Annotated in this window: 4 protein-coding genes; all 4 read right to left on the bottom strand. The window is 73.7% G+C overall.

The annotated features are described in order from the left end of the window. Nucleotide 1: 1 nt before the first annotated feature. Nucleotides 2–6,409 carry an amino acid adenylation domain-containing protein gene (locus ACWC94_RS26300; RefSeq protein WP_450799511.1) on the bottom strand — a complete coding sequence of 2,136 codons (6,408 nt, stop codon included), beginning with the start codon at nucleotides 6,407–6,409 and terminating at the stop codon, nucleotides 2–4. A gap of 94 nt (nucleotides 6,410–6,503) precedes the next feature. After that, nucleotides 6,504–7,778, bottom strand: a complete 1,275-nt coding sequence (locus ACWC94_RS26295; protein ID WP_450799510.1) for a serine hydrolase domain-containing protein — start codon at nucleotides 7,776–7,778, stop codon at nucleotides 6,504–6,506. A gap of 322 nt (nucleotides 7,779–8,100) precedes the next feature. Then, nucleotides 8,101–10,671, bottom strand: a complete 2,571-nt coding sequence (locus ACWC94_RS26290; RefSeq protein WP_450799509.1) for an FtsX-like permease family protein — start codon at nucleotides 10,669–10,671, stop codon at nucleotides 8,101–8,103. Between the two features lie 4 nt (nucleotides 10,672–10,675). Beyond that, nucleotides 10,676–11,494 carry an ABC transporter ATP-binding protein gene (locus ACWC94_RS26285; protein WP_450799508.1) on the bottom strand — a complete coding sequence of 273 codons (819 nt, stop codon included), beginning with the start codon at nucleotides 11,492–11,494 and terminating at the stop codon, nucleotides 10,676–10,678. Nucleotides 11,495–11,605 lie beyond the last annotated feature (111 nt).

Below are 11,605 nucleotides of genomic sequence, written 5' to 3'. Positions count from 1 at the left end.
GTCATTCCCCTCGTGCGCTGGTGCGAGTAGTGGCGTCCGGCTCAGGGCGGCGCAGCTGTGCGCGGGCCTTGGCACGGACCACGCCGGCCAGTTCGGAGACGGTCCGCGCGGTGAAGACCTCGCGCACCGAGACGGTGACACCGAAGTCCTCGCGGATCCGGGAGACGGTCTGCAGGGTGAGGACGGAGCTGGCCCCCAGAGCCGCCAGGTCGTCGAGGACGCCGATCCGCTCGGTGTCCAGCACCTGCTCCCAGATGCGGGCCAGGGCCCGTTCCACCGCGTTGCGGGGCGCGGTGTACGCGTGCCGGCCCTCCGGCCGGGCCGAGGGCCTCGGCAGGGCGTTGCGGTCGATCTTGCCGCTGGTGGTTTCCGGGAAGGCGGCCAGCACCAGGATGTGCGACGGGACCATGTACTCGGGCAGGTCGGCACCGAGCCTGTCCCGCAGTTCTTCCGGGTCGGGTGCCCCGCCGGGGTCCGGCACCACGTATCCCGTCAGCACGGCGGACCCGGAGCCGCCCGCGTCGGCGACCACCGCGGCCTTGGCCACGCCGGGCAGACGCACCAGGGCGTTTTCCACCTCGCCCGGTTCGATGCGGTAGCCGCGGACCTTGACCTGGGCGTCCAGCCGCCCCAGGAAGTCGAGTTCGCCGTCGGGCAGCCACCGTACGAGGTCGCCCGTACGGTACAGCCGCTCCTGCGGGGCGAAGGGGTCGGGGACGAAGCGCTCGGCGGTCAGCTCCGGGCGGTTGAGATAGCCGCGGGCCACCCCCGGGCCCCCGACGTACAGCTCTCCGGGCACGCCGACGGGGACCGGACGGCGGTCCTCGTCGAGCACGTAGGTCCGGGTCCCGGCGATGGCCGAGCCGATGGACGGGAGCCGTTCGTCGGAGGCGTCCCCGCGCTCGCGCAGCACGGCCGCCGTGGTCAGCACCGTGGTCTCGGTCGGACCGTAGTGGTTGACCAGCGTGAAGGGGGCGTCCGCGGGCAGCCTGCGGCGGACCACGTCGGCGCCGGTGAGCATGCAGCGCAGTTCGCCCTTGTAGACGCCGGGCTGATCCAGCACGGACTCCAGCCGCGGCGCCGGGACGACGGCGAGGGTGATGCGGTTGGCCGCGATCCATTCGGTGAGCAGGTAGGGGTCGTCGAGCTGCTCGTCGGGGACGAACCACAGGCTCGCCCCGGCGGCGAGGTTGCCCCACTGCTCCAGCAGGGTCGGGTCGAAGCCCGGCGCCACCAGCTGCGAGGCGCGGTCCTTGGGGCCCACGCGGTAGTAGTCGCGGTACCACTGCAGGAGGTGCAGCACGTTGCCGTGCTCGATCTGCACGCCCTTGGGCCGGCCCGTGGAGCCCGAGGTGTAGAACACGTACGCCAGGTCCCGCGGACCGGTCTCGACGCCGGGCGGGCCGTCCACCGCGTGCCCCTCGGCGTCCTCCACGTACAGCACCCGGCCCTCCCCGGGTGCCGGGCCGTCGGCCAGGTGCCGCTGGGTGACCACGACGGACACCTCGGCGTCCCGGAGGATGTAGGCGGCCCGTTCCGCCGGCAGCGCCGGGTCCAGGGGCAGCGCGGCTCCGCCCGCCTTGAGGACGGCCAGCTGCCCGACGGTCATCTGCGGGCCGCGGCCGGTGCGTACGGCGACGACGCTGCCGGGGCGCACCCCGCACGCCACGAGGCGGTGCGCGAGCGAGTCGGCCCACGCGTGCAGTTCGCCGAAGGTGAGCTGTCGGCCGGCGGACACCACGGCGAGCTCCCGCGGCCGCAGGCGGGCCTGCTCCGCGAGTGCCGCTGGCACGTTCCGGTGGCCGGGGCGGCCGGTGTGCGGGGCGGGGCAGCTCCACTGCTCGGTGACCAGCCGCCGTTCCGCGTCCGTCATCAGCGGCAGTTCGCCCAGGGTGCGGTGCGCGCCCGAGGAGAGTGCCGCCAGCACCACCAGCACATGCCCGGACATCCGTTCGATGGTGAGGTGGTCGAACAGGTCGGTGTTGTACTCCACCCGGCAGGACAACTCGCCGTCCCGGTCCTCGAACTCGAAGCCCAGGTCGAACATCGCGCTGGTCCTGGGAACCCGGACCTCCTCGGCCCGCAGGCCCGGGGACTCGACGGTCTGCACCCGCTTGAGGGTCACCGCCGCCTGGAACAGCGGGGTGCGGCTCGCGTCCCGCTCCGGCTGCAACTCCTCGACGAGGCGGTCGAAGGGCAGTTCCTGGTGGGTGAGCGCCTCCAGGACGGTGCGGCGGGTCCCGGCCAGGAACTCCCCGACCGTCGCCTCCGGACGGACGTCGCCGCGCAGGACAAGGGTGTTGACGAAATAGCCCAGCACGTTCTCCAGCTCGACCCGGTCGCGCCCGGAGACGATCGTGCCCACGGCCACGTCCTGCTGACGGCTGTAGCGGGACAGCAGCAGCTGCACCGCCGCCACCAGGGCGCCGAACAGCGTGATCTGCTGGTCCCGGCACAACCGGGCCACCTCCCGGCCCAGTTCGGCGGGAACGGAGAAGACGTGCTGGTCGCCCGGCGAGGTGCGGACCGGCGGGCGTGGCCGGTCGGTCGGCAGCTCCAGCGGACCGACGCCGGCCAGCTTGCCCCGCCAGTACTCGAGGTCCTCGCGTGGCCCGGCGCCGCTGCGCCGCTCCTCCTCCGCGCGCTGCCACACGGCGTAGTCCGCGTACTGCACGGGCAGCGGCGCCAGGTTCGCCGCGGTGCCCGTCGTGGCCTGCTCGTACAGGGCGCAGAACTCCCGCGCCAGCACGTCCTTGGACCAGCCGTCGGTGATGATGTGGTGCATGTCCAGCAGCAGGACGTGCTCCCGCTCGGACAGGCGCACCAGCACCACCCGCAGCAGCGGTCCGCGCCGCAGGTCGAAGGGACGGGCCGCGTACTCGCGCAGCAGCCGGTCCAGCTCCCGGTCGCGCTCGGACACCGGGCGCGCGGAGAGGTCCAGGCACCGCACCGGCACCGGCGCGGCGTCGTGCACCCGTTGCCTTCCCTGGCCGTCGACGACGTCGAAGGTGGTGCGCAGCGCCTCGTGGCGGGCGACCAGCGCCCGCAGCGCGTCCTCGGCGGCCCCGGCATCCAGTGCGCCGGTCAGCCGCAGCGCGAGCGGCGAGTTGTACTCGACGCCCCCGGGCTCGTACTCGTGCAGGAACCACAGCCGTTGCTGTCCGTACGACAGCGGCAGCGGCCCGCCGCGTCCGGCCCGCCCGGGGCCGGGTCCGGCGTGGGAGCCGCCGAGGCGCTGGGCGAGCGCGGCCACCGTCGGGGCCTCGAACAGGGTGCGGACGGACACCTCGCTGTCCAGCTCGGCCCGGATACGGCTGACCAGCCGGGTGGCGAGCAGGGAGTGGCCGCCCAGGTCGAAGAAGCTGTCGTCGATGCCGATCCCGTCGACGCCCAGCACCTCGCAGAACAGGGTGTGCAGCTGTTCCTCGCGGGCGACGCGGGGCGCGCGCCGGGTGGCGGCCGGTTCCAGGACGGGTGCCGGCAGTGCGGCGCGGTCGGCCTTGCCGTTGGGGGTCAGCGGCAGCTCCGCCAGGGGGACGACCGCGGCCGGTGTCATGTAGTCGGGCAGCGCGGACGCCACGTGCTCCCGCAGCCGGGCGGGATCCGGGTGCCGGCCTGCGGCCGGAACGGTGTAGGCCAGCAGCCGCACGTCGCCCGGACGGAGTTCCCTGGCCACGACGACCGCCTTGGACACGTCGGCGTGCCGCTCCAGTACCGCCTCGACCTCGCCGGGTTCGATACGGAAGCCGCGGACCTTGACCTGGTGGTCACTGCGGCCGAGGAACTCCAGGTTGCCGTCCGCGGCCCAGCGGGCCACGTCGCCCGTGCGGTACAGCCGCGCGCCCGGCTCACCGGAGAAGGGGTCGGCCACGAAGCGCTCCGCGGTGAGGCCGGGTCGCCCCTGGTAGCCGTGGGCGACGCCGGCCCCGCCGATGTACAGGTCGCCGGGCACTCCGGTGGGCACCGGCCGCAGCGTGGCGTCCAGCACGTAGACGCGGGTGTTGGCGATGGGCCGGCCGATGGCCGGGGCGCCGGGGCGGTCGTCGAGCCGGGCGGCGGTGGACCAGATCGTGGTCTCCGTCGGACCGTAGAGGTTGACGGCCTCGGCACCCAGCTCCCGCATGAACCGCGCGAGGGCGACGGGCAGCGCCTCGCCGCCGACGGCCATCCGCAGTCCCCGCACGGCCTGGGGCTGCTGGTCGCACAGCGCCTGCCACAGACTGGGGGTGGCCTGCATGACCGTGGTGCCGGTGGCGGTGATCAGGGACGCCAGGGCCTGCGGGTCGAGGACGGTCTCGCGGTCGGCCAGCACCAGGGTGGCCCCGCTGGTCAGCGGCAGATACAGCTCCAGGGCCGCGATGTCGAAGGCGACGGTGGTGACCGCCGTCCACACGTCGGCGGGGGTGAGGGGCAGCAGCGCGGCCATCGAGGACAGGAAGTTGGCCAGCGCCCGTCGCCCGACGACCACGCCCTTGGGCCTGCCGGTCGAGCCGGAGGTGTAGATGACGTACGCGGCCTGGTCGGCGCCGGGCACGGTGCGCCGGCCCGCCTCGACCGGCGGGGTGTCCGGCAACGCCGCCAGCTCGCGCACGGTGTCCGCCTCGTCCAGTACGAGGAGGCGGGCGCCGGTGGCGGACAGCCGCCCGGCGGTGCGGCGGTCGGTGACGACGGTGACGGGTCCGGTGTCGGACAGTGCGTAGGCGATGCGCTCGGCCGGGTACTCCGGGTCGACGGGCAGATACGCCGCGCCGGTCTTGGCGACCGCGAGCAGGGACGCCACCAGGCCGGTGCCGCGAGGGAGCGCGAGGGCGACGAAGGCACCGGGGCACGCGCCTCGGTCAACCAGGGCCCGTGCGATCCGGTTGGCGTCGGCCTCCAGCTCCGCGTAGCTGGTGGTCCGGCCCGCGTGGACCAGGGCCGGGGCCTCGGGGCAGGCGCGTACCCGGGCCTCGAAGAGGTCGGCGACCGTGCCGTCCGGCACCGGCCGCGCCGTGGCGTTCCACTGGCGCAGCAGGCGGTCGCGCTCGGCGCCGTCCAGGACGTCGAACGTGTCGAGCGCCCGCTCGGGGGCGTCGGTGGCGTCGGCCAGCAGCCGCAGGGCGGCCTCGGCGAGGCGGCGTACGGTCGGCTCGTCGAACAGCTCACGGCTGTAGCCGACCAGGATGTCCATGCCGCGGGGGGCGCCGTCCTCGTGCTCCGGCACCGCCCGCACGTGCAGGTCGTAGGGCGAGCTGGTGGCGGGCACCTGCCAGGTTCGCGCCGCCAGGTCGCCGAAGGCGTCCGGGGCGGGCACCGGCCGGGCGAGGTCGAGGACGACCTGGCACAGCGGGTGCCGGTTCAGCGCCCGGTCCGGCCGCACCGCCTCGACCAGCCACGGGAAAGGGAGTCCGCCGTGGGCGCGGGCGGCGGCGGCCGTGGCCGCACAGGCGCGCACCAGCTCCGTGAAGCTCACACCGTCCGGTACGGCGGTGCGCAGCACCACGGTGTTCACCAGCGGGCCCACCACGGCCGACTCGGTGCGTCCGCGGCTGCTGACGGTGGTGCCCAGCGGCAGGTCGCGGTCCGCGCCGAAGCGGTGGAGAGTGGCGGCGATCGCGGCGTGCAGCACGGCGAAGACGTCGGTGCCGGTGTGTGCGGCCAGTGCCTCGACGGCTCGGTGGCGACGGGCGTCCAGGCGCAGGGTGAGCTCGGCGCTGGCGTACGTGGCGACGGCCGGACGTGTGCGGTCCGCGGGGAGCTGGAGCTGTTCGGGCGCTCCCGCCAGCGCGCCGCGCCAGAACTCCAGTTCGGTCACGGTCGGCGGAGACGGCCGGTCCAGGGTGCCGAGGGCTTCGGCCTGCCGCGCCGCCAGCTGTGCGTACTGCGCGGGCCGGCCGTCGTTCGCCGGGCGCTCGCCGCGGGCACGGGCGGCGTAGGCGCCGGCCAGGTCGTCCAGCAGGGGCTGCCAGGACGCCTCGTCCCCGGCGATGCGGTGCAGCACCAGCAGGAGGACATGGTCGTCGGGGGCGAGCCGGAACACCTCGGCACGCAGCGGGATGTCACGGGTCAGGTCGAAGGGGAGGGCCGCCGCCTCGGCCAGCCGCCGGTCGAGCCCGCCCGCGTCGGCGGGGCGCACGGCCAGGCCGGCGAACGGCTCCCGCGCGGGCCGGAGTTCGGGCCGGCAGCGGCCGTCGTGCTCGGCGTGGACGGTGCGCAGCAGGTCGTGCCGGGCCAGCAGGTCGCCCAACGCCTCCCTGAGCGCCGCCGGATCGAGGGCGCCGGTCAGCCGTGTGGCGCGGGCCAGAGTCTCTCCGGCACCGGATTCCTGGAGCCGGTTCAAGAACCACAGCCGCCGCTGGACGGGTGACAATCCGCCGTCTTCGGCGGCCGTTTCCGGGGAAACGCACCGAGTACCGTTCGTTGCTGTCACTTCTCATACTCCAGCGAAAAGTCGTCCAAGAAGGCAGAGCCTTGCTTCGGGTAATTCAGCGGCCGGTCGCGGTGAGGCCACCGGCTCGTTCCCGCTACGGCATTTCCTTGCGCAGCACGCGTCCGGCGAACTGCATGAGGCAGCCGTGCCCGATTTCCGGGTGCGGCAGGAAGCGGCCCGCGTAGGGGGCTTCGGGGACATCGACGCGGTGGGCGGAAAAGGCGCCGTGGTCATCGAGGTCGAGTCGGTAGCGCGCTCCGGTGTCGTCCTCGAGATGCGGGGGTGCGCCCGCGCCGCCGGTGATGCGGTACTTCATGGTGCCGTTGGTCCAGGTGCCCGCCCGGTCGGCGGCGGGCGCGGAGACCGGGGCCCGGTGCGGCCGGGACCGTCCGGCCGGGGCGGCGCCGACGTCCGTGCCCCGCGTGCGCAGCCAGTCGGTGAGGCCGCGCCACAGGGCCAGCCCCGCCGTGGAGTCGGTGAGCAGGGCCAGGGCGGTGCCGTCCTGCGGGTGCACCCGCAGGTTGCAGGTGGTGCCGCCGCCCATGGCGTCCAGACCGAGCCAGGGCCGCTCCGCGGATCCGTACCGGGCCCAGCCCAGGCCCCAGCCGTCGGCGAGCCCGTAGGGCTCGGCTCCCGGCGCCGGCCGCCGCATCGCCGTGACGCCGTCGTCGTCGAGCAGCGCGCCGTGCGCCGCGTCACGCGCGTCGAGGTGCAGCCGCGCGAAGGCCACCAGGTCCTCGGCGGTACCGGCCAGTGCCGCCGCCGGTGCCAGGGCCGCGGGGACCCGGACCTGCACGGGTACGGCGCCCGCCGCGGTGACGGCGTGGCCCTGGGCGACGGCCGGGCCGGGGACCGACGGTCCCGGACCCGGCAGGTGGGCGGGGGTGATGCCGAGCGGATGCAGCAGGAAGGTCTCCACGGCCTCGCGCCAGGCCATGCCGGTCGCGGACTCGATCAGCCTGCCGACGAGCGCGAAGCCCGCGTTGGAGTAGGAGAAGGCGCCGCCCGGCGGGAACAGCAGGTCCCTCTCGCCGGCGGCGGCCACGAATCCGCGCACGCTCCGGTCCTCGTCGTCCAGGTCGCAGACCAGGCCGCTGGTGTGGCTCAGCAGGTGCCGCAGGGTCACCGCCGTCCCCAGGCCGTTGGGGGCTGCCGCGAACTCGTCGCCGTACCGCCCCAGAGCCGCGTCCAGTGCGAGATCACCGTCGCCCACGAGTTGCAGCGCCACGGTGGCGGTGAACAGCTTGGTGACGGAGGCGAAGGGAAAGCGCAGCGCCGCCGCCTCGGGCCCGCCGGTGTGGGCCACCTCCACCGCGGTGCCGTCGAGCAGTGCGAGCTGGGCGCGTGGAATCCCGAACTCCGCGGTCATTCGGTGGAATTGGGCCACAAGTTCTTGTGACACCAGTGAACCCCCTCTACTCTGCTTTCTGTGACGGGCAGCAGACAGCCTGGAACGGCCGCGAATTCCTTACGTACTGTGGATCGCGGCTCGGGAAGATCGACTTGTTTCCTGAAGGCTAGCACCGGCGTTTTCCGCCGGTCAGCGTCCTTAAGTCAACTGTGAAAAACGCTGGTTGACATCCGCGTGCGCCGGGAAGAGGGGATTCGCCGCGGGCGGCGCGGCCGGCGCACGCGAAAAGCCCGTGGTGCGTCCGGGACGCACCACGGGCCCACGCCGTGGAGGCGGGTGGCTATTCGCGCAGACCGATGCCCTCCACCGGGCGGGTACGCAGCGCGAGCCGGGTGGGAAGGAGGATCGCGGTCAGCCCGATGAGGGCGGTCACGGCGACGATTCCCAGATACATCAGCACAGGGATGCGCGGCACCGGCGACCCCGTGAGCCCCAGGCTCACCGTGACCAGCGGCAGCAGCGGCACCGCCGTTCCCACCACCACCGCGATGGCCACCACCATCCCGGCTTCGACCCGCATCATCCGCACCACCTGCCCCGTGGGTGCCCCCACCAGCCGCAGCAGCGAGAACTCCCGCACGCGGCCCAGAGTCGCCAACACCAGGGTGTTGGCCACCGAGATGGCGAGGTAGCCGAAGACCAGCGCCAGCGGAAGAGCACTGGTCAGCACCGACGACGTGGCCTGTTCCTGCTGCGCCGCCGAGAGGCCGCCCTTGTCCAGCACCTCCAGGCCCGGGTACCGGCCGGCCAGGTCACGCAGCGCCTTGGCCACCTTCCCCTTGTCGGCGCCCGCGACGGTCCTGACGAACACCGCGTCCTCCACCTGGCGGACGCTGTGCGCCAGCACCGTGTCCTGGGGCAGGGTCACGTCGCCGAAGCCCAGGCCCCGTTTGTAGACCGCGACGACCACGGGCCGGGCCTCGGAACCGTCCGGGAGGTTCAACCGGACGCGGTCGCCCACGTGCGCGCCGAGGGTGCTGGCCGCGCCGCCGCTGATGGCCGCCACGTCACCGCGCAGCTTCGTCAGGCTGCCCTCGGTGACGTCCAGGTCCATGGTCTTGTCCACGTGGCCGGGGGTGACACCCTGGGCCTGGTACTTGAAGATCTCCGGTGAGCCCAGCACCTTGCGGGACGCGTGCACTTCGACCCGTACGACACCGGTGGTCGCGGCGACCCCCGGCACCGAGGCGGCGTCCTGGACCACGCCCAGGGGCGGTCCGCCGGGCCCGCCCTGCAGCGTGAAGTCGGCGACGATGCCCGCCTCGGCCTGGTCCTGGGCCGCCGCCGCGGTCGTCGTCGGAATGCACAGCTGCACCAGCGCGAAGCCGATCGCCAGGGTCAGCGGCCCGATACCGGCCGCCAGCCGCCGGGCGTTGGCACGGGTGTTGGCCACCGCCAGATAGCCGTGCGGTCCGGTGCGCCTGCGGACCGGGCCGGCCATCAGCCGGCTCGCCACACTCACCACCGGCGGGGCCAGCAGCAGCAGAGCGATGATCATGACGAGCCCGCCGGTGCCCGCGCCGGCCACCGCGAAGACGCTGCCGAAGAACAGGGGCAGCAGCGACGCCGCGACGCCGAGCAGGAACAGCAGCACCCCGAAGAAGGCGCGGCCGCGCCCCAGCTTCGCCTGTTCGATCTGGGCCTCGCCCATGGCCTCCACCGGCCGGATCGCCACGGCCTTGCGGGCGACCCCGACCGCGGCCACCTCGGCGGCGAGCACGGACGCGAAGACGGCGACCAGCATCGGGAGCGGGCCGTAGGAGAACGCGAAGTCCTTGGGCACCATGCCGATCAGACTGAGCGCGCCCCGCATGATCTTGGCCACCACGATGCCCGGCAGACATCCGATCACCGACGCCACGAGGGACACCAGGAGGACCTCGGCCGCCATCATCTTGTACACCTGACGCGGGGTGGCCGCGACGGCCCGCAGCAGGGCCAGTTCACGGCGTCGCTGGTGCACGTTGAGGGCCAGGGTGCTGGCCACCACGATCATCGCGATCAGCACGACCGTCGCGCCGAGCGAGGCCGCCAGCTCCGTCAGGTCGGAGCGGGCCGAGGCCACGTCGTGGAACTCCACCTGACTGCGGTCGTCGCCCAGGTACGTCTGGGCGCCGGATCCGTCCAGCCGGCCGTCGATCCGGTCCGCCAGCTCATCCGGGTCGGTACCCGGCGCGGCCAGTACCCCGACGGCGTCGATCCGGCCGGGGTGGCCGTAGAGTGCCGTGGCCTCGGCGTCGCTGAAGAACACCGCCGCCGAGCGCAACGGCCCGTCCGCGCCCCGCAGCGAGGCCACACCGGTGACCAGGAACTCCCGCGCCTTCTGGGTGGTCGCCAGCTTCACCCGCTGCCCGGGGGACACCCCCGCGCGCTCGGCCAGTCCCGCGTCCAGCACCACTTCGCCGGCCTGCCGCGGTGCCCGCCCCCGCTCCAGCGTGAAGGGGCCCAGCACGGCGCTGGACCAGCTGTGGCCGGTCGACGGCTGCTCGCCGCCGCCGGAGTCCAGCCCGCCGTCCTCGTCCACCACCTGGGCGGGGAAGCTGACGTCCGGCACCGCCCGCCCGACACCCTTGACCGCGGCCACCTCGTCGGTCACCTTGCTGTTCAGCGGCGCGGGCTGGGACAGCGGCTTCTTCTTGGTCTTGCCCTCGGTGACCTTGAACGACTGCTTGCCGCCGACCACCACCTGGGCCCCGGCGTAGCGCTGGGTGGGGACCCCCGAGCCGAGGCCCGACTGCAGCAGGATGCCGAACGCGGTGATCAGCATCGACGCCCCGACCAGAGCCACGAACGCCCCGACGAGTCCCGCCTTGCGTTCCCGCAACGTCATGCGGACGAGCTTGAACACCATCGGCTCACCACTCCTCGAGGCGAGTCATCCGCGCGGCCACCCGCTCGGGGGTCGGGGACTCCATCACCTCGGCGAAGGCGCCGTCCGCCAGGAACACCACACGCTGCGCGAAGGAGGCGGCGACCGGGTCGTGGGTCACCATGACGACGGTGTTGCCGTCCCGGTCCACGATCTCCCGCAGCAGGGCGAGCACCTGGCGCCCCGTACGGCTGTCGAGCGCCCCGGTCGGCTCGTCGGCGAAGATCACCTCGGGCCGGGTGACCAGCGCCCGGGCGATGGCCACCCGCTGCTGCTGACCGCCGGAGAGCTGCGCCGGCCTGTGCCGCATCCGGTCGGACAGCCCGACCCGCCGTGCGACGTGCTCCAGCCAGGCCGGTTCGACCGATTGCCCGGCGAGCAGCAGCGGCAGGGTGATGTTCTCCGCCACGGTCAGGGACCCCAGCAGGTTGTACGCCTGGAAGATGAAGCCGACCCGCTCGCGGCGCAGCATGGTCAGCTGTGCCTCGTCCAGTGCCGCCAGGTCGTTGCCGCCCAGCCGCACCGAGCCGGACGTCGGCCGGTCCAGTCCCGCCGCACAGTGCAGAAAGGTGCTCTTGCCGGCGCCCGACGGGCCCATGACCGCGGTGAACGACCCGCGTTCGAAGGTGATGCTGAGTTCGCGCAGCGCGGCGACTTCCGCCGCTCCCCGGCCGTACGTTTTGCTGACCGACCGTAACTCCACCGCCCAGGGGCTCCGGGGCCCCGGCCCCGCGGCCCCGTCTGCGGCCGCAGTCCCCGGTGTCCCGCCGTCGAACTGCCGCCTGGTGGCCTCGCCGTGCGCCACAGCGCGTCTCCCTTCCCCACCTCACATGACATGCGGAACCCACGCTAGGCGCCCGGAGTCCGGCAGGGCCATGATGTTTGCTGCAGTTCAAAAGGTGCAGCTGACTGCCCC

It is taken from the genome of Streptomyces sp. NPDC001135, from assembly GCF_053598395.1.
Note: the sequence above shows the minus strand (reverse complement) of the source record. Positions and strands in the feature narration are given on the sequence as shown.

Coding starts and splice junctions, on each gene's coding strand:
- ACWC94_RS26295 (WP_450799510.1), bottom strand. CDS start 7,778: ATGACCGCGGAGTTCGGGATTCCACGCGCCCAGCTCGCACTGCTCGAC.
- ACWC94_RS26290 (WP_450799509.1), bottom strand. CDS start 10,671: ATGGTGTTCAAGCTCGTCCGCATGACGTTGCGGGAACGCAAGGCGGGA.